Source organism: Bacillus glycinifermentans, assembly GCF_001042475.2.
GTDB lineage: Bacteria > Bacillota > Bacilli > Bacillales > Bacillaceae > Bacillus > Bacillus glycinifermentans.
The window spans coordinates 83275-102897 of sequence record NZ_LECW02000022.1 but is presented as its reverse complement, the minus strand read 5'-3'; the positions used below and the strand labels follow the sequence as shown (position 1 = coordinate 102897).

The 19623-nt window shown below is 49.3% G+C and carries 17 protein-coding genes; 8 read left to right on the top strand and 9 right to left on the bottom strand.

The window, feature by feature from the left end; all coding sequences use genetic code 11:
- Positions 1-40: 40 nt before the first annotated feature.
- The 3 genes from rsgA to AB447_RS14285 form a co-directional block, all read right to left on the bottom strand.
- Positions 41-1096: a ribosome small subunit-dependent GTPase A gene (gene rsgA / locus AB447_RS14295; RefSeq protein WP_048353365.1), complete on the bottom strand. Its 1056-nt coding sequence runs from the start codon at positions 1094-1096 to the stop codon at positions 41-43.
- A 270-nt stretch (positions 1097-1366) separates the two neighbouring features.
- Positions 1367-2272, bottom strand: coding sequence for a fumarylacetoacetate hydrolase family protein (locus AB447_RS14290; RefSeq protein WP_048353353.1), 906 nt, complete (start codon positions 2270-2272; stop codon positions 1367-1369).
- A 153-nt stretch (positions 2273-2425) separates the two neighbouring features.
- Positions 2426-2944: a spore coat protein CotG gene (locus AB447_RS14285; RefSeq protein WP_057957618.1), complete on the bottom strand. Its 519-nt coding sequence runs from the start codon at positions 2942-2944 to the stop codon at positions 2426-2428.
- Positions 2945-3108: 164 nt separating this feature from the next.
- Here AB447_RS14285 and AB447_RS14280 point away from each other — a divergent pair, with 164 nt between their 5' ends.
- Both AB447_RS14280 and AB447_RS14275 read left to right on the top strand, forming a co-directional pair.
- On the top strand, positions 3109-4191 hold the full coding sequence (locus AB447_RS14280) for a CotH kinase family protein (RefSeq protein ID WP_048356276.1): 1083 nt from the start codon (positions 3109-3111) through the stop codon (positions 4189-4191).
- 164 nt (positions 4192-4355) lie between these two features.
- On the top strand, positions 4356-4544 hold the full coding sequence (locus tag AB447_RS14275) for an aspartyl-phosphate phosphatase Spo0E family protein (protein ID WP_046131281.1): 189 nt from the start codon (positions 4356-4358) through the stop codon (positions 4542-4544).
- A gap of 77 nt (positions 4545-4621) precedes the next feature.
- On the opposite strand, the gene AB447_RS14270 is transcribed toward AB447_RS14275, so the two are convergent.
- Complete coding sequence (locus AB447_RS14270) at positions 4622-4915, bottom strand: DUF3784 domain-containing protein (RefSeq protein WP_048356277.1); 294 nt, start codon at positions 4913-4915, stop codon at positions 4622-4624.
- A gap of 143 nt (positions 4916-5058) precedes the next feature.
- Between AB447_RS14270 and AB447_RS14265 the strand changes: the two genes are divergently transcribed.
- From AB447_RS14265 to AB447_RS14240, 6 genes are read left to right on the top strand one after another with little or no spacing between them, the layout of a single operon-like run.
- A complete protein-coding gene (locus AB447_RS14265; RefSeq protein ID WP_046131283.1) occupies positions 5059-5280 on the top strand; it encodes a spore germination protein in 222 nt (73 codons plus the stop codon).
- A gap of 11 nt (positions 5281-5291) precedes the next feature.
- Positions 5292-5531 carry a spore germination protein GerPB gene (locus tag AB447_RS14260; protein ID WP_048356278.1) on the top strand — a complete coding sequence of 80 codons (240 nt, stop codon included), beginning with the start codon at positions 5292-5294 and terminating at the stop codon, positions 5529-5531.
- Positions 5528-6142: a spore germination protein GerPC gene (gerPC, locus tag AB447_RS14255; RefSeq protein ID WP_048356279.1), complete on the top strand. Its 615-nt coding sequence runs from the start codon at positions 5528-5530 to the stop codon at positions 6140-6142. The genes AB447_RS14260 and gerPC overlap by 4 nt, the downstream gene beginning before the upstream one ends.
- Positions 6139-6315 (top strand): spore gernimation protein GerPD, encoded by a 177-nt coding sequence (locus AB447_RS14250; protein ID WP_048356280.1) that lies wholly within the window; start codon positions 6139-6141, stop codon positions 6313-6315. The genes gerPC and AB447_RS14250 overlap by 4 nt, the downstream gene beginning before the upstream one ends.
- Positions 6315-6698, top strand: coding sequence for a spore germination protein GerPE (locus AB447_RS14245; RefSeq protein ID WP_048356281.1), 384 nt, complete (start codon positions 6315-6317; stop codon positions 6696-6698). The genes AB447_RS14250 and AB447_RS14245 overlap by 1 nt, the downstream gene beginning before the upstream one ends.
- Positions 6699-6752: 54 nt before the next feature.
- Positions 6753-6971 (top strand): spore germination protein, encoded by a 219-nt coding sequence (locus AB447_RS14240; protein ID WP_046131288.1) that lies wholly within the window; start codon positions 6753-6755, stop codon positions 6969-6971.
- Positions 6972-7030: 59 nt separating this feature from the next.
- Here AB447_RS14240 and sbcC read toward each other — a convergent pair whose 3' ends face one another.
- The 5 genes from sbcC to modB form a co-directional block, all read right to left on the bottom strand.
- A complete protein-coding gene (gene sbcC, locus AB447_RS14235; protein WP_057957617.1) occupies positions 7031-10423 on the bottom strand; it encodes an exonuclease subunit SbcC in 3393 nt (1130 codons plus the stop codon).
- Positions 10420-11604, bottom strand: coding sequence for an exonuclease subunit SbcD (gene sbcD / locus AB447_RS14230; RefSeq protein ID WP_048356282.1), 1185 nt, complete (start codon positions 11602-11604; stop codon positions 10420-10422). The genes sbcC and sbcD overlap by 4 nt, the downstream gene beginning before the upstream one ends.
- Positions 11605-11671: 67 nt before the next feature.
- The gene (addA, locus tag AB447_RS14225) at positions 11672-15364 is read right to left on the bottom strand and encodes a helicase-exonuclease AddAB subunit AddA (protein WP_048356283.1); all 3693 of its coding nucleotides are present in this window, start codon (positions 15362-15364) and stop codon (positions 11672-11674) included.
- Positions 15351-18851 (bottom strand): helicase-exonuclease AddAB subunit AddB, encoded by a 3501-nt coding sequence (gene addB / locus AB447_RS14220; protein ID WP_048406707.1) that lies wholly within the window; start codon positions 18849-18851, stop codon positions 15351-15353. Before addB ends, addA begins: the two co-directional genes overlap by 14 nt.
- A gap of 108 nt (positions 18852-18959) precedes the next feature.
- Positions 18960-19616: a molybdate ABC transporter permease subunit gene (modB, locus tag AB447_RS14215; protein WP_048355538.1), complete on the bottom strand. Its 657-nt coding sequence runs from the start codon at positions 19614-19616 to the stop codon at positions 18960-18962.
- Positions 19617-19623: the final 7 nt, after the last annotated feature.

Sequence of the window (19623 nt, the reverse complement as noted above, 5' to 3'; positions counted from 1 at the left end):
GAACGCTGCCAATATCATGATAAAGGCGCTTGAGATGATTTCAGCGCCGCTTTTTCCTCATGCTTTTTGAAATCTGCTTCCAGCGGTTTTTGTCTTGTATCATCGCCCGTTTGTCTTTTTTTCTCGCAAGATATTCGAGCTCTTTTTTAAGCTTAAGGTAGCTCTTCAAGCGGGAATGATCCAAGTCCCCTGCCAGGATTGCCGCTTGAACGGCGCACCCGGGCTCTTGATGGTGGCTGCAATCGGTAAATTTGCATGCCTGCGCCAGCTCCTCAACATCAGCGAAGCTTTGCTGAAAGCCTTCTTCAGATTCCCAGAGTTCAATTGCTCTCATGCCCGGCGTGTCGATTAAAACCCCTCCATCCGGAATCATAAACAGCTCCCTGTGAGTGGTCGTATGCCTCCCTCTGTCATCACCTTCGCGAACCTCTTGAACGGCCTGACGGTTTTCGTTCAGGAAAAAGTTCATCATCGTCGATTTTCCCGCACCTGACGAGCCTAAAAGCGCCGCTGTCTCCCCCTCTCTGACATAAGACCTTAGTTCATCCATCCCCATGCCTTCATGTGCACTGATGACATGGATCGGCACGCCGAATGCGACAGATTCAGCCTGTCTGACCTTTTCTTCTATTCGATCGCCAATATCGGCTTTGCTGAGGACGATGACAGGATTGGCCCCGCTCTCCCAAGCAAGCGATAGATATCGTTCGATTCTTCTGATGTTGAAATCCCGGTTGAGGGCATTGACGAGAAAAATCGTGTTTACATTGGCAGCCGTGATTTGTTCCACAGCAGGATCACCCGGAGCCTTGCGCGAAATTTGGCTAAAGCGGGGAACAATGTCAACGATCGTCCCCTTTTTTTCATCTTCCCGCGGACGCATATACACCCAATCTCCCACAGCCGGAAAATCCCCGCTCGTTTCCGCTTCAAACCTCAGCCTGCCGGAAATTTCGGCAAGCCATTCCCCCTGTCCGGTAAAAACCCGATACAGCCGCTTATGCGGAAGGGCGACTCTTCCCAGCACAAGGCCGCTTTCTTTCGTATCCTTTAAACGGTCGCTAATATAGTTGACGCCTAATTTTGATAAATTCAAATTGGTTTCCTCCCATTGTCTGATGATATTAAAAAAGAGCCCGCAGGCTCTTTTTTTGCGCTCTATCCAAGCAAAAAATCCATGAGCCGTACCCGCACAGCCCATGGAATATCACCAGATCAAACGAAGGTAACCGGTCATTTATTTGACATGGGCTGTGCTATGAATAATTGGCTTGCAAACGTCACAATCTGTCTTCTCATCGCACATCCCTCATTTCGAAAAATTTTATAATTTCATTATACAGAAATACCCATTACGTAACAAGACTTATTTTACAAGATTCGAAAGCGTTCCGATCGGTTCGATCGTGATATCGACCTGATCCCCTTCGTGCAGAAACCTTGGCGGCTGAAACCCGCTGCCGACCCCGGACGGCGTGCCCGTTGCGATAATATCGCCGGCTTCAAGCGTCATCCCTTTTGACAGCGTTTCAATGATCTCTGCAACCGAAAAGATCATATCTTTCGTATCGCCCGACTGGCGAAGTTCGCCGTTGACCCGCGTTTCCACTTTCAGCTGCTGCGGGTCCTCAATCATTGATTTATGTACTAGATACGGCCCCATCGGACATGTGGCGTCAAGGCTTTTTCCGATAAAAAACTGCTTATGCCGCTTTTGCAGATCGCGCGCAGTCACGTCGTTGATAATCGTATAGCCGAATACATAGTCAAGCGCTTCTTCTTTCGGGATGCGTCTGCCGGTTTTGCCGATGACAACCGCCAGCTCCCCTTCATAATCCAGCGTTTCTGTCACGCCTTTGTGGGCATCGATCGATTCAAGGTGCCCGATCACCGAAGTCGGCGCTTTTGTAAAGACCATGATATGTTTCGGAATATCTGCTTCGCTTCCCATTTCTATCGCGTGGTCCCGATAATTTTTTCCGATGCAAAAAACGTTTTTCCGCGGCGTTGGAATGGGGGCCAACAGCTTGACATCTGACAGCGGATAAATATACGAACCGCTCTCTTCAGTATTTTTCTTCTTTGACCACTCGACAAGCTGTTCGACATGGCGGACGAACTTGTCGCCCTCGCTCACGCACTCGATGAGCGTTTCAGGTATCGTCTCAAGCTCAAACAGCTTTTTTTCGGCTTTGTGCAAATCCATGATTTTATCGCCCATGACAAGTCCCACAAATTGACGGCTGTGCAGCCCTGCTGTCGCAAACTTCATTCAAAATTCCCCCGCAGTTAGATTTCAGCTTAACTTTTTTTTATATTCTCCAGACCTTTAAAAAATCCTTTCTGCAATGCGAAAACCCGTTCTAAAGTCCCGGTTTTTCACACCTAAAAAAATGGCGGCTCACAATGCAGTAAGCCGCTTTGATTACACTTTGCGATATTTGACCTCAGTTACATTTCCCTCATAACATTCCGTATATTTTTCATAGCCGTGTCTCGTTTTCCTGTAATGCTTTTTCTTGTGAGGACGATATTCAGGCCTCTTGTGCCCGTATTCCGGTTTTTTGCTTTTCTCGTGTTTCTTCCCTTTTTCATGCTTTTGGTTTTTCTCTTGTTTCTTGCTTTTCTCTTGTTTCTTGCTTTTCTCTTGTTTTTCACTTTCCTCTCGTTCTATGCTTTCTTCTTGTTCTGTATTTTCCACTTGTTCTGTGCTTTCCACTTGTTCTGTGCTTTCCACTTGTTCTGTGCTTTCTTCTTGTTCTGTACTTTCCTCGTTCCGGTTGCTTCCGCGCGGTCTTATCCCCCACCACATGTCAAAAATGCTGGCGGGCCTGTTTTCTTCAGCTGCCGGAGATTCAGGCTCACGGTCTAAATATTGATCTCTGCCCTCGCTCTTCAGCTGGTCTACTGCTTGTTGAATACCATGATCATGGACATCACTCATCTTTTAAACCTCCTATCAACCTTTTTATGTCCTGCTTTATCATACTCAGGGGTAGAGACAGGTGTACTGAGGCAAATGACTGTTTTATGCAAACTTAGGCCATGCGCTTCCGGGACAGGCTTTTTCCACATATGATATGTCAGATAAAAAAGGAGGAAATGATCATGAATGGCACTGCTTTGCCGGCCTTTAGGCTGAACATTCATCAGAGCAGATTAACTGAATTAAAAAAAGACATCTGGAGCGACAAAGCGGTCCCCGGCGTGCTTCAAACCGGTTCGGCAAACATTCCCGTCTTCGTTTCTTACAGGGGGTCGCACATCCGCAAATTGAAAAAAAAATCGTATGACATTCAATATCGCAAGCACATGAAAAACAGGGAATCTTCATTCCATTTAAACGCCGAATTCAATGATCCTTCCTACATCCGAAACAGGCTTTCCTTTCATTTCTTTGAAAAAATCGGCGTCCTTTCTCCCTCAGCCTCTCACGTGTTTCTTTATATCAACGAAAAAAAAGAGGGAATCTATTTAAAAATCGAATCTGTTGACGATGCATTTTTAAAGAAAAGAAATTTGGAAGACGGGGCGATTTATTACGCTGTTGATGACGATGCCAACTTTTCCCTTCTGAGTTCTTTTGATAAGCAGGCAAAGAAAAACCTCCTGCAGGGCTATGAAAGAAAATCGGGTTCGAAGAGGCACGACGATGCACTGCAAGAGTTTATCTACTTTATCAACACCGCAAAAGACGATGTCTTTGCAAAAGAAATCAAACGATACCTTCATGTCAAACAATATTTGCTATGGCTGATCGGAGCGGTGTGCACGCAAAATTTCGACGGATTTGTTCATAATTACGCCCTGTATTTGAATGAAAAGACGGGATCATTCCAAATCATCCCCTGGGATTATGATGCGACATGGGGGCGGAACATCAACGGCAAAGAAATGAAGCATGACCGTATTCCGGTGACAGGCTATAACACATTATCCGCAAGGCTGCTGGACATCCCGGCCTTCAAAGCCCAATACTTTATTTTGATAAAGCACATATTGCAGCACGAATTCACGATCAGCCGGCTCTCACCTTTCCTGACAAAATGGCATGCCGACCTGACCCCGTACCTTCACATGGACCCTTACACAACCATCACCTCCGAGCAGCTGGAAGATGAACAAAAACAGATTTTTCAGTATATTGAAAAGAGAAAACGTTTTTTGCTTTTTGAGCTGGCCAGGCTTTAAGACGAATCCTCCGTCTCGCCGAAAATTGTCACATTTTTTGTCATATTGGCGAAAAAAATCCTTTTATCACAAAATAGGGTATACTATCAATATCCACTTTTTTACCCCGCTGTAAAAGCTGATTCATCGGCTCAAAATACATGTGAAAGTTGGAGACTGCCATGATGAACAAGAAAATTGAAGCAAAACGGTTAGACTTATTCGAAACCGCTGAAAAATTCGGAATCAATTCAAAAGAAGCGATTCGCTGCAGTCAGGAACTGGACAACTTGCTCAATCAAAAAATGCAGAAACATGAAAATGGCATGCAACCCGAGGACGCTTTTAAAACCCGCGGACGCCGAACTTCCTAAAAGCCGCCGACCCGGGCAATACTGTTTTTTTCCGGCAGAGCTGCAGCAGCCGCCGGTCTTTTTTTGAATATCATCCTCTAATCAACCAATGTTTTCTGCACATATATGATTGTACAGACACCGTAAGCAAGGATAGCAGGCGGTGTAAACGTCTCCTGGTACGGAATATGGACAAGGCCGTTCAACAGCAGGAAAAAGCCGCTGTTTAAAAAGAAATATCCGGCTGTTTCAGCGAGTTTTTCCTTGTCTCTGATCCTTGACTGCTGAAAACCTCTCAACAGCCACAATTGCTTTTTTATTCCGACGGCGTAGGCCGTAATCATAAAAAGCAATGCCAGCAATACTGATTCATATTGAAGCTCGAAATACATGCTTACTTTCACTCCCTACAACACGCTTCTACTTCCTTTTTACGTTTTTTGCAGAAAATAGTTTCACACTTATCACAAAAGAGCCCAATGAACATAAGATATGGTGTAAAGCCCATATCAATGTTTGTAAAGGGTGTGCTTTCATGCCAGCGATTGTCGGAGCTTTTAAAGTGAATGCCGTAGGTTCAAGCGGGATTGTTCATATCGGGGACTGCATTACGATCTCTCCTTATTCCGAACTCAAAACGTTTGCCGGCGCCGGGAGCTTTGTAACCGGAGACGGAACCGTCATATACAACCAAAACAGCATTACCCGCACAAACGATACCGATCTGATCGATCAGCCGGTCGCAGGAAACCTGTAAGGAGTGGGATCATGAACTTCTATATTAATCAAACGATACAAATCAATTACTTGCGAATAGAAGGGATCAGCAACTCTTCCGTCTTGCAGATCGGGAGCGCCGGTTCTGTTAAAACCCTTTCCAATTTGTATAATACCGGCAGCTATACTGAGCCCGCTCCGCCCGTAACCGGAGAGGTTCCTCAGGCAATCCTTACCCCTCTTGTGGCTCCTACAGGCGCAGGGGTAGTACGCGGAGGTGCAGACTCATGAACCAAATGAATCCTTCTTATTCGCAAAACGTGTACGGGGTTCTGCAGCAGCAGGCCGCTCAAATTCAGCAGCTTGAAAGGCAAATGATTGCCATACAGACAGAGCTCAACAGAATGAAGGAAAATCCGGGAACAAGGATCGACCGGGTTGAATACAAATTTGATCAATTAAAAATCGAACGGTTGGAAGGAACGCTCAACATCGGGCTCAATCCGGCAGAACAGGAGCAGATTGAGAACTTTCAAATCGGTCAGCAGCCTCCGGAAATCGGGATGCTTCAGAAGGAAATGGACGGCCAGCTCTTGCAGCACGCAAGACTCCTCGTCGATGCTTATTTAAATGAAGAAATCCCGCATCACCTTGAACAGCTGGAGAGCCGATATGACAGCAAATTGGATGAAACAAACCGGCATCATATCATCGAAGACATCCGAAAACAGATCGACAGCCGCCTCCGCTATTATGCCAAGCATTTAAAACCCGGAGAATTTGGTAATCCGAGAGAGCATGCAGAAAAGCTGGCCGAACATGTGAAACGGGATATCATCCGGGCGATTGAACACTTTCTGCAAGCGATACCAGATGAAATGAAAGGAAATGAAGACGAATGAACTTTACTGTTGTAAACCGTTGTTTGGACGTAGGCAACATTAAAATTACCGGGGTTTCAAGTTCATCTGTTTTTTTAATCGGGGATACCGAGTCCATATCATTGTCATCGATTTTTGACACGCCGCCGGAATCTCTCATTATCGGTCCGATTACGCCGCTTCAGCCGGAATAATGCTGAACAGAACGTCAAAAGTCACGTTTTTAAAAGTGCAATTTATTGGAACCGGCAGCACGCTTCAAATCGGTGATACACATGAGTTCTTTGCCAGGGAAAAGGTACTCGCGGTTCAGCGGTATCTTCCCAACTATTTCGGCAATGAGGGCTCATTTAAGCAGGAAGATTTTCAACTTTTCCGGGAACCGGTTCCCCGGCTTCTGCCGGAAACCGGGGTATACTCCGCATTTTATCATGAAAACCCAGTCATCCGTGTCAGGGCGATTAAAATACAAAGTATATCCTCTTCTGCAATTACCCATATCGGCTCGACCGGCCGAATCGACACCGAAACGAGAGTCAAGCACATTCGAAACCTGCCCCCGAGGAATTCACAATAGGTAAACGTCCGGCATATACTGTTTCGAGACTTCTATAAAGGGTGTCGATCCATCATGCCAGCAATTGTCGGACCTATCAAGATCAACTCTATCTCAGGCGGAGTCGTAAATTTCGGTGATTCCTTTTACCTTTCTCCTAAGAGCTCTTCAAAATCCGCACTTGGTTCAGGTGCTGGTAATACAGGAGACTTCCTGCTTGTTAACAATGGTTTAAATGCTACGAATTATATAGACCCCGATGTCAGCGACCAGGATGTTGTCGGAAATGCATAAAGCAGCCCCATTCGTACAGAAGGAGGCTGCTTTTGATTTGTGTTTTAAAATCGGGCGCGTCAGATCAGTTCGAGTGATACGGCGGTTCCCCTGCCGCTCGGCTCTGCCGGGCGGACGATCAGCTTTTTCGGAAGCCTTGCCCTGAGCTCCTGAACGTGGCTGATGACACCGACCGACAAATTGTCGGATTGGAGTTTTTCCAAAGCCGTAATCACCGTATCCAGCAAATCCTGATCAAGCGTTCCAAAGCCCTCGTCCAAGAAAAAGAATTGAAGCGGGTACTTTCCGCGAAGCTGGATTTGCGCGGATAAAGCAAGCGCCAGCGCAAGGGATGTCAAAAACGTCTCACCGCCGGACAGGCTTGTAACGGGACGCCTGACTCCGCCGTTGGCATCATCCCTCATGACAAATCCGCCCTCTGAATCGACCTCAATCGCATATCTTTGTCTCGTCAGTCCGCCAAGCCTTGCCGATGCGTCCCTTGTGACGCTTTCCAGCTGTTCTTCCGCCAAATATTCAACAAAGCTGTTTCCTTTAAATACGGCCTGAAGTTTATCAAGGCGATCGATATAGGTCTGCCACTCCTTCAAGGAGGCTGCAAGCTCCTTGAATCTTTTATGGTTCTCCTGCATGACATGGAGCGCTTTTACCGCTGCCCCTCTTTCCTCGAGCGCTGCGCTGAATGCTTCTTCGGCCTCAATTTTTCTCATTCCCGCTTTTTCCCATTCCTCCGCGGTAAGCGACCTGCCTCCGAGCTTTTCCTCGATCCGCTTCATATTTGATTTGCATTGCTTTGTATGATCCCAATACGATTGGATGTCTTTTTTCAAATGTTCAAGCTCTTCCTGCCCGATGAGGTTCTTCTTCACATCTGCGGCATCTTCAAACATTGCGCCTTCCGCTTTTTCCGCCCAGATGCCGGAAGCTTTGGCAAGCCTTGCCGACGCTTCGCGGACTGCGAGCTCACACGCATTTGTCCGGGCCCGCCACCCGTTGACGCGAGAATCCGTTTCCTTCAGATGCTCATAAAGCGCCTGCTCCCGCTCATTCAGCTCTTTCAATTGCGCCTTCACGTCCTCAAGCCGTTCATCGATGGCGGCTGCGTGCGGATAATCTTTGAGCTCTTTTTCGTATTCACCGATTTCCTTTTTCAGCCCTTCGATCGCATAATGGAGATCAAGCTGCTCTTTATCGAGGGTAAACAAGCGCGCTGTCAGTTCCTCTTTTTGCTGTTCATGCTCATTGAGAAAACCGACGCTCGTTTCGATCCTCTTTTCGTAATCCTCGGCCGCAAGATCTTTTTCTTCGATCGATTTTTGCCATGTTTCGGCCTGTTCATATGAGAGGCCGTCAAATTGTTCGCCGAAGCTTATTTGCAGCTCGTTCAATGAAGCGCTGAGCTCCTTGACGCCCGTTTCCAGACGTTCCTGCTCTTTTTCTTCATAGCCGATCCGCTCGCGAATCTGTTCGCGTTTTTTGACGGTTTCCTTGTATGCGTTAAGAAGCTTTGGCATGCGGCTTTTAATGTCAGTCAGATCCTGCCTGATCCCCCTCCACTCAAACCCGATGCGGCGGAAGCGCTCATGTGTAGACGATTCTTCTAATGAAACGGCAGTTTCCGGCAATTGAGGTTCGTTTTTCGTTAAAAACGGGCATTCATTGATCAGGTGGTCTGACTGCTGTTCAAGCGCCACTTTAGCAGAAAGAAACTCCTGAGCCAGTTCAGCCGCTTCTTGGATGATGTTTTCAGCTTCTCGCAACGCTTCTTCCGTTTCTTTGAAAGACACGCTCTCTCCATTGAAATGGGCGGGTTCTTCATGCAGGATGGACCCGCAGACCGGGCAAGGCTCTCCTTTTTTGAGCTGCTTTGTCAATTCCCTTGTCAGCTCTTCCGTTTTTGCAGCCTCCCGTTTCGCCGATAGTTCATCCCGCTTTTTGGCGGCGAGATCGACGGTTTCAGACAGGGCGCGTTCGGCCTCGCAGACCATCGCATAAGCCCGTTCGACCGCGGAAAAGCCAGCCTGAATATGCTCTTCTTCGGCCTTGATGCTGCGCTTGAGATGCTCCTCTTCTTTGTGAAGCCGGCTGAGCACTTCCTTCTGCTTGTACAGACGCTCATGTTCTCTTTCCGTTTCCTGTTTCCGCTGCTTCATTTGAAACGCAAGCTGATTGGCGGTTTGACAGTTTTTTCGTTCAACACTTGACACCTGAACGGCTTTCAGTTCCGCTTTTAGCTGATTTTGTCTCGTCATCCCCCGCTCCAGCAGACTTTTCACCTTTTCAAGTTCATCTGTCGCACGCTTGATTTCGTCTTCCTTTAAGGCCTTCTCGCTCAGTTTCCGATCGGCCTCCCGTTGGACGGCAAGCCGTTTTTTTTCGATTTCCTTCAGGGCTGTGAGCTGCTCTTCCTGCTTCAACAGCACCGGTTCTTTTTCTTTTTTGCCGTTTCTGAAGTTTTCGTATTCATGCTGAGCTTTCTCATAGAGGGCTTCATACGTTTGCAGCTCTTTGCGCGCCTGTTTTTCCTCCTCTTCGGCGCGCGCGGCGTCTTCTTTGGCATCAAGATACGCATCGGCGTACGGTTTGAGCGTGTTTGCCGTTTCGGCGAGCGTGAGGCGTCTTTCCTTTTCGGCAATCGCGTCCTTTTGTGCAAGGAGCTCTTTTTCCTCTATGAGGTAGCCTTCTTTTTCCTTTTGCAGATTCCAAATCTCCTGGCATTCGGTAAAATGCCGGACGCGGCTGTCCCGTTCGAGGCGTTTTTTCTCTAACGCTTGCTCGGCTTCCTCGAGATGCTTTTCCGCGCGTTTTAACGCCTCTTTATCGGCATCTCCGAGGCCCGCTTGCTCGGCAAGCATTTCATTCTTTTTCGCGTACGCCGCCTGCGCCTGTTTTTTGAGCTTTTTCACGAGCCGGTCTCCGTACTGCTCAAGATTGAAGAGGCGCTGAAGCATTTGCCTCCTGTCCGCTCCTTTTAAAGAAAGAAATTCGGCGAATTTACCTTGCGGCAACACGACCGCCCTCGTAAAATCATCGATCGTTAAGCCGAGCAGCTCTTCGACTTTGCGGTTGACTTCACTTGCTTTATCAGCCAAAACGGTTTGTTCTTCTTTCATTTCGATAAAGCGGCATATGGACGTTTTCACTTTCACGGCATCCGTTCGTTTAAACACCCGCTCCACCTTATATGCCGTCTCATGGCCGGTTTGCAGCTTAAACGTGAAAGACACGGCAAGCTCGTCCTCAGCATGGTTTAAAATGCCGTGTGTATTGTTCGAGGCCCGCTCCACTTTTCCGTACAGCGCCAGTGTCATGGCGTCCAAAATCGACGATTTTCCGCTCCCGGTCGGCCCGAATATGCCGAATACGCCGGAATCGCACAAGCTTTCAAAATCAATGATCTGTTCTTCCCTGAAGCTGTGCAGCCCCTTGATAGACAGGGAAATCGGCTTCATGTGTCATCCCCCTCTTCCAGTTCCGCTGTTGATGCAAGCTCTAAAAACAATTTTACGGTTTCTTCATCGGGAACCGCTCCACCGGTCTGCCTTTCGTAAAACGCAATAAACCTTTCTTCAATCGGGACCTGCCGCGACTGAACCGTTTGGCCGGCAGATGACGGAATGTCTTGAAACACCGGCCGGATGTGGATGATTCCCTGATGCGCTTTTCTCAAACGGTGAATCTCTTCAATTGAGAGCTGGTCTGTCAAATGGATTTCGAGATCGATCCACGCGTTTTTGTCGCGCTCTTCTTCAAGCCAGCTGTACACCTGTGAGATACCTTCAGTTGCTTTCCATTTCACAAGGGGCTTTCCGCTCGACAGAAAAATCTCATTAGCCGTCGCCGGCCCGCCAGGTGCAGCTTCTACCACGGTGACCGATTTGGCATAGCCGGCTTCTGAAAAGCTGTAGGCGAGCGGTGAACCGGAATATCTGGCAAGCGTGCGGGCACGTTTAATCGTTTGCGGACGGTGAAGATGGCCGAGCGCCACATATGCGGCGCCTTCAGGCAAGCTTTCCGCTGCCACCGTATACGCGCCGCCGACTTCGATTGGCCGCTCTGAATCAGTCTGGCTGCCGCCTGCCACATAAATGTGGCTTGCCGCGATCTGAACGGCGCCTTTTTTAAACTTTCGGCTCATATGCTGAAAGGTCTGTTTAATTTTTTCGTCATACTGATCGCGGAGCAGCTTTTCATCAAACGTTTCAGACAGCACTTCATTCAGCCTTGATTCGGATGGATAGGCAAGCGCCGCAATGGAAAGGATTTCTCCCGAAGAAGGGACCTCTATGTCAATGGGCTCCGCTTTTGGATATCCGATCAGATAGATGCCGTGGTCGGTTGTTAACGGTGACGCAGCAGAAAGTCTGTCGGGATTGTCATGGTTTCCGGCAATCACGACCACCGGGCGCGTTCCTTTATCAGACAAGGCGGAGAGACTTTCATAAAAAAGCTGTTCGGCAAGAGCCGGCGGGTTTACAGTGTCAAAAGCGTCTCCCGCCATAACAACAGCATCGATATTCTCGTCTTTTACGATCCGTGCGAGTTCATCAAGAAAATCCTCCTGCTCCTTCAAGCGGCTTCTTCCTTCAAGCGTTTTTCCCAAATGCCAGTCAGCCGTATGTAAAATTCTCAAATCCCTGTCACCTCTCTTTTTATCAAAACTTCCCCCGCTCGGAAAGCTGGGGGAAGGTAAACATTCATCAAAACATGATCACGTGCCCGCCGTCGAAAAAGTAAAGAGCCTTACCTCTCAGAGGCGTCTTAAGCATCGTTTCAACAGCCCGGGCGTAAAGGTTGATCTGTGTGGCGTAGCGTTTTCGCAAAATCGGCTCCGCTCCTTCAAAGCCGTTTTGAAATTTGCCGTGTATCCGGTCGGTTTTGTAGTCGAGCAAATAAAAGCCGTCATCGGTTTCGAACAAACAGTCGATAATCCCTTGAATTAAGACGGGTTCATCGGCAGTTTTCAAGCCCGGATAAACCTCTCGTGCAGGAAGCGTCATGTTGAAGGGCACTTCCCGCTCAACCCGGCGGGCGCTGAGCATTTTTCCGCCTATATCCGTATCGAAAAACGCGAGAATGTCGTCTTCTTCGATAGCCGCGCGTTGCTCTTCCGTTAGAAGTTCTTTTTCGATAAGCCTGTCCAGCATACGGCCGAGCTCATCCTTTTCGGGGACGCGGGTGAGCGGAAGATGCTGCATGACTGTATGCATCGCCGTTCCCCGTTCGGCGGCGGTCAGCCCTTTTGCCATCATGAAAGAGGGTCTTCTGAACAGCAAAGTTTCATTTGCCGGACGAACCAATGAGCGGTCGCCGTATTCATCCTCGTATTCCTTCTGCCTCTTGATTTCAGAGACAGACTGTTTTGTGCGGACTTGTGACGCATCCCGGAAAGGATACGACCATGTCAGCCGCTCGCGGACCTCTTTTTCATAATCGAAAGAGCCATCGATCGGCAGCCCTTTTTTCACCAGTGACAGCCGTTCGTGTTTTTCTTCTTCAGTCTGCGCTCTACCTTCGGCCTGCAGCTCTCCGGCTGATATCCAGCTGATCGTAAAACGGGACTGATGCTGACGGATGTCATCATTCGGCAAGTTCAGATCGCCGTCTGCCATATCCCTGTGCCGCATTAAGGCGGGGCCGATAAAATCGAGATACGATTTCGCCTGAAAGCGTTCAAAATCAGGGAGCAGCCATTCGGCATGGGAGGCGGAGGTCCTCCATTTTGCCAAAAGCTTGTCCTTGTCTTTCGCCGTTCCGACCAAAAAGAGTTTTTCCTTTGCACGGGTGAGAGCGACATACAAGACGCGAAGCTCTTCTGATAAAAGCTCGCGCCGCATTTTTTTCTTCATCGCAACAAGCGGCAGCGTCGGATAGCTGATGCGCCATTTCGGATGGATAAATTTCGTCCCGAACCCGAGCTCTTTATCAAGCAGATACGATTTGTTGAGATCCATCATATTGAAATTCCGGCCGAGGCCTGCCGTGAATACGACGGGAAATTCAAGACCTTTGCTCGAATGGATCGTCATCAGGCGGACGACGTCTTCCTGTTCGCTCAAAGCCCGAGCCGTTCCGAGGTCATCGCCCCGCTCCTGCATCCGTTCAATAAATCGCAAAAAGCGGAACAATCCGCGGAAGGAGGTCGATTCGTACGATCTCGCCCTGTCATAGAGCGCGCGCAAATTGGCCTGCCGCTGCTTTCCGCCCGGCATTCCGCCGACATAATCGATATATTTCGTATCGCGGTAAACTTCCCATATCAGCTCCGCCACGGAATGATTTTTTGCGTATGCCCTCCACTTTTTCAGGAACCCGTCAAAGCGGGCAAGCTTTTCATAAAGCGGGTCATCTTTGTCCGCTGACGCCATATACGCCTTCAGCGCTTCATAGAACGGCGCTTTTTTATCCCGGATTCTGATCAGGGACAGTTCGTTTTCATCAAGGCCGACAATCGGTGACCTGAGGATGGATGCAAGCGGAATATCCTGATAGGCATTGTCGATGACTTTAAGCAGTGAAAGCGTGACGGCTACTTCTGTCGCTTCGAAATATCCGGTTGACAGGTTCGCGTATACCGGAATCCCCTGCTGCTTGAACTCGTCCATGAATTGCGGCGCCCACGGCATGGAGCGCAGCAAAATCACGATGTCGCGGTACTGGATGTTTCTTGTCGTTTTCGTTTTACCGTCATACACTTGAAATTTGCCGGAAATCAGCTCCCTGATCCGTCCGGCGACAGCCCTTGCCTCAAGCTGTACCGTTTCAAGCTCTTCCGCCTCTTCATCAGCCGCGTCTTCCCGGTTTTCAATGATCAGCACCTCTGTTTTTGTGCTTTCATTGGGAGGATACGATGCGCCGAGCTTTAATTCGGCTTGTTCGTCATAGGCAACCTCGCCGACCTTCTCTCCCATCAGCTGTTTAAACAAAAAATTGGTGCTGTCCAAAATGTCGGACCGGCTTCTGAAGTTTTTGTTCAAATCGATTTTCTGTCCGGCGCCTGAGCCGTCATCTGTGAACCGCTTGTATTTCGAAAGAAACAAAAGCGGCTCAGCCAGCCGGAAACGGTAGATCGACTGCTTGACATCGCCCACCATAAAGAGGTTCCCTTCGTGTTCCTCCTTGGCGACAAGCTTTAAAATCGCCTCCTGTACAAGGTTTGTATCCTGATATTCATCAACGAGCACTTCGTGGAACAAGTGCCGGTAATAGGCCGCAGCTTCGCTCGGCTCCGCTGTTCCGCCTTCGTTTTTCTTTGTCAAAATCGCCAGGCAGTCGTGCTCAAGATCGGAGAAGTCTACGATCGCTTTTTCTTTCTTCGCGGCCCTATAGCGTCTGCCGAACTCTGCAACGAGCTGGACAAGCGTCCTGATGACAGGCTTCATCTCCTTCAAACTCGCCAAATGCTGCTCTGGCGTTCGCGTGAAATAGTCGCCTTTCAGCTTTTCAAGCTGTTTTTTTGCACTGTTGCGAAGGTCTGTCGCTTCGTCGATTAAAGACGGATCGAAATCATCCCCTTTGCACGGTTTGGCCCGCTGGAACGAAACAGCCGGCACAAGCTCATAAAGGGCCGCAAAATCGTCCTGATGCTCAAGCAGCTTGTCGATCTGCGCCAAATCGTCGAGAAAGTTTTCAGCGCGCGGAGCCGGCCCCCCCGGCCGTTTTGTCAGCTCAAGCGCACGGGTCAGCTTTTCACGCACACTGTTCAATACAAGCGCGATATCTTCCCTGATGTAGGAATAAAACGGAAGCGACTCGATCTTCGCGCCGGGATCTGCGTCATACAGGTCCATAAATTTTTCAAGCCACGCTTCCGGGTCGGGGTGTGAGCGGGAAAACTCGTAAACCCGCTTGATAAGGTACTGCAAATCGAGATCGTGGCGGTCTGTCGTATATCTGTCCACCAGCTCAAAAAAAGCCGGATCGCCCTTTTGATATTCTTCTTCAAACAGCTCGTCAAGCACCTCATCACCGAGCAGCTCGCCTTCTGTCTGATCGGCGATCCGAAAGGCCGGATCAACGTCGATCATATAATAATACTTGCGGACGACCTGAAGGCAAAAAGAGTGCAATGTCGAAATACTCGCCCTGTTCAGCAAGGAAAGCTGCCTGCGCAAATGAAGGGAGCCGGGGTTTTCGGCGAGCTTTTTCTCAAGCGCTTCACCGATCCGGTGCTTCATCTCCGCCGCCGATGCATTCGTAAAGGTGACGACGAGCAGCCGGTCGACATCGATCGGATTTTCCTCCGCCGTAATCTTTCGGATGATCCGCTCGACAAGGACGGCCGTTTTTCCGGAGCCCGCCGCAGCGGCGACCAAAATATCCCGGCCGGATGAGACGATCGCTTTCCATTGGTCGTCCGTCCATGTGCTGTTTTTCGGCTTAGCCGTTTCCATCTGCCTCATCCTCCTTTTTCAGCCATTCCAATATGACATTGTCTTTTTCCGGCTTCAATACGCGATATTCATTCTCTTCAAGCGATTCGTCAAACTGGCAGAATGATTTGAAAGCGCAGTATGTGCAAGGGGTTCTGTCCTTTAATTTATAAGGCTCGATCGACACCTTGCCGTCTGTAATCTCCTCGCCGGCCTTTTGAAACGTCCGGCGGACGTGGCGCCTTAACAAATGAAAGTCATCTTCTGTGACAACATCCGAATCCGAACGCAGAGAACCGTCCTTCTTCAAGCCGGCGCTGATGATGTCGGACCTGCCCTGTTCAAGGGCGGTGTCCATCAGCTTGATCGCTTCCTGGTCCCCTAACAGGAGCCCTTTCATCTTAAACTTCTTGAATATTTCCTTTTCGATCTCATCAAGGCTGAGCGGCACAGAGGCCTGAATCATCGGATCGTGCACGTGAAAATAAAGAACCCCGGCCGGCGACGCCTTCATTCCGAGCCATTCGGCCGAATACGTGATCGACAAATCGAGGTATGTCAGCATCTGCAGGGCAAGACCGTAGTACACTTCGGCTAAATCGAGGCCTTTATCGCTCGATTTGTAATCGACGATTCGAAGCAGCAGACCTTTTGAGCTTTCGGCTTTATCGACCCTGTCAATCCGGCCGACAAGCTCCATTGTGCACCCGTTCTTCAGGGTGAACCGCATCGGAGGAAGCGGTCCTTTGCCGCCGAATCCGAGCTCCAGCCCGACGGGGGCAAAACCGCTCGCTTTTGCATGCTCGCTTAAAATGCCGGACACCCTTGCAATGATTTTTTGCAGCTTTTGCTTGACATAGTGGTGGCGGTTCGAACTGAGCAATATCTCTTTTTGCAGCCTTGGCGCAAGCCGCTCCACGGCATCGCTCGACAATGTATCGCATTGCTCCTTCGTCAGATCCCGCCAATCAAGCTTCAGTTCATGAAGGCGGTTTGAAATCAGCTTCAGCGCGGAATGAAACAGCTGACCGATATCAGGCGCTTCAAGCTTGAAAAATTGGCGTTCCTTCAGCTTTAAGCCGTGGGAAGCAAAATGGGAGAACGGACAGGCTTTATACGTCTCCATCCGCGACACGCTCCCCTGGATGTTCTCTCCGTACAAATCCCGGCTCACGCGCTCGGTGAGCCTGTGCACCTTGTTCCGGAAAAACAAGCTGGACAGGATATTTTTCGAAAAGCCGCGGTCCGGCTCACCCATCAAAAAGTTGTATGTGCTCCACCAGACGTCACTGATCGCATACTGCCTCGCCCATATACCAAGCTGTCCTGTCAAATAGCTTAACGCCGTGCTTTTATTGACGAGAAATTCGAGCTGTTCTTCATCGCCAAGCTGTTCCGGTTCATTGACAAGCACCTTTTCTCCGTGATCTGGAAACAGCTCGTTCAAGCGTTTCACAACGGTTGAAGGAAGCAGCGTCTTTCCTTCGGCATCCGCGATCGGATACGAAACATAAAGCTTGTCTGACGGGCTGGAGAGCGCCATATAGATCAGAAAATGCTCGTCAAGCAGCTGCTCTCTGCCCGTTGCTGCAAGCTGCACACCGTTTCGTCTCAGCCATTCTCTGTCGTCATCTGTCAAAACCCCGTCATCTGCCGGCCTTGCCGGCAGAATGCCGTCGTTCACCCCGATGAGGAACGTGCATTTCGTCCCGTACATTCTTGATAAATCCATATTCCCGATAAATACTTGATCAAGAGCAGGCGGAATCAGCGAGAATGTTAAAGACTCCAAACCGGTTTCGACCATTTGCTGAAACAAGGAAAACGATATGCGCTCGTCTCCCATCATTTCCACAAACTCGTCCAACAATTGAATGACTGCATCCCATACTTGGTCATGCTGTCTTGATTCCGCGATCCGGCCGCTTTCTTCGGCAAGCCGCCGTTCCTGTTCCAGCTTCATCGGAACGTCCGCTTCTTCCAGATAAAGATAAACGGCTTCAGCCATTTCCCTGACTGATCCCGCTTTTTTCAAGCGTTTTTGCAGCCGGTGGACGGGCGGTACGATCCAGCCCTTTAAGTCATTGAGCATATTTTCTGTCTCAATCTCCCGGTCGGTCTTGGCAAAGTCATCATCCAATGAGGCGTATCTGCGGTATGTAAACGGGTCTTTGCTCGTCCATCTCTCGCCTTTAATCCCATAGGCAATGCAGTAGTTTTCGAGCTGGTCGATCTGATCCCGCACCCGCTCCCTCGGCTCATCCATCGGGAATAAAAGCTCTGTTTTGATGCAGCGGAACACCGCTTCATATCGCCAGTTGCTTTTGATGATATCAAGGGTTGAACGGATCAGTTCGATCAGCGGATGATTCTGCATGGACTCTTTTCCGTCTATGAAAAAAGCAAGTTCGTAATCCGTAAACACTTCTTTTATCGTATCTTTATAATCTTCAAGATTGCGGGCGATGACCGCGATATCTTTCAGCCTGAACCTGCCGCAATGCACCAGGGAATGAATTTCTCTCGCGATCCCTTCGATTTCGGTTCTCCGGTTTGCCGCCTGCATGAGGCAAAAAGACTCCGATGTTCCCGCATACGGTTTTGCCGGCCGTTCATCAAACTGCCGTTCCAAGTGTTCAAGCTCAGGGGCATGGCTGTGCCGTTCCCCCCCTTCCATGCGGATCTCTGACAAGTCGAGGCCGAGCTCCCGCGCCTTTTGGCAAAGGTCGAAATACGCCTTTCCCGTCATCCGGAACAGATGCAGATCATGCGGTGCATGATGGGCGAAAGGCTCGTCCACTGTCAAAGAAAACGTAATCTCCCGGGCATGCGCCATCAGCTGTTCAAGAACGCGCATCTCCTGCGGGGTGAATTGATGAAAACCGTCCACATAAATCGAAGCATCCCTGATCTCTTCGGCGTGCGGAATCTGCTCTGCCAAAAGCGTCAAATAATCTTCGGACTGAACGTATTGATGCTCGAGAGCTTCTTCCATCTTGCTGTATAAAATGTAGAGATCATGGAGCTTGTCGGAAAGAATCCGTTCCTCCTCATATTCCGATGCCCCGCTTCCCTGCATGATCTCGCGAATGCCCTCAGGCGGAAGGCAGTGCCGTTTAAACTCGGTCAACATCCGTTCGACCTGCTCCGTAAATCCGCTTTTATCGCTTGCATTCTGGTAAACTTTAAACTCGCTCTTATGCTCTTCGATCAATTTGCGAAGCAGCATCTGAATGCCCGTCCCCGTCAGAAACGGACGATTCATCCCTCCCGTATGCTGGAGGATTCGCCAGGCAAGCCTTGAAAAACTGTAAACCTGGGCGCGGATCGTCCCGCCCAAATCGGGAGTTTTACTAAGCTCATATTCCATTAAAAACGTCATCTGATCCGGGACTAGAAAAATGATCGGTTTCCCGAGCGGGTCATGGCGAAGCTTTTCTCTGATGTCATCCAAGATGAAGGTCGTTTTCCCACTCCCGGACCTGCCTGATAAAAAGACTGTTCCCATTACGTCCGTCTCCTTTCTTTGTTCATTTCCTTTCTATTCTATCGAATCATCGCCAAAATAACCATTCTGCAAAACTGGAAAAAACCGTATGAGAACTGTCCCATACGGCTATTTTTGTTTAAACTGCACAAAAAACAGCATGAAGAACGAGATAACCGCAATCGAGGCGACCCACAGCCACGCCAGCGTCATATTCCCCGAATCAATCGACAAATAGATCGCCGTTGGAACCGTCTCCGTCACACCCGGAATAATCCCGGCAAACATCAGCGTCGCGCCAAACTCGCCGAGCGCCCTGGCAAAGCTGAGAACGCTCCCGGTCATCACTGCATTTGACGCCATTGGAAGGGTGACGAATAGAAACACCTGCCATTCTTTTGCACCGTCAACTCTTGCGGCATCTTCGATCTCCCGGTCAACACCCAAAAAGCCCGCCTTCGCCGACTGGTACATTAGCGGAAAAGCAACGACAGCCGCCGCGATCACCGCCGCCCACCAGGTAAATATAACAGGCGCATGGAATACGTGTTCAATCAGGCGGCCGATCACGCTCTGTCTTCCGAATATAACGATTAAAAAGAATCCGACGACAGTCGGCGGAAGGACAAGCGGCAGCATCAAGACCGTCTCAACGACGGATTTGCCTTTAAATCGCTTATGTGCCATTAATCTTGCCGCAGCAGTGCCCAACAGGACGGCGATGATCCCAGCCGCAATCGTCACTTGGACAGAAATCTTGATCGGGGAAAGAAATTCCTCAAGCATCCCGGCA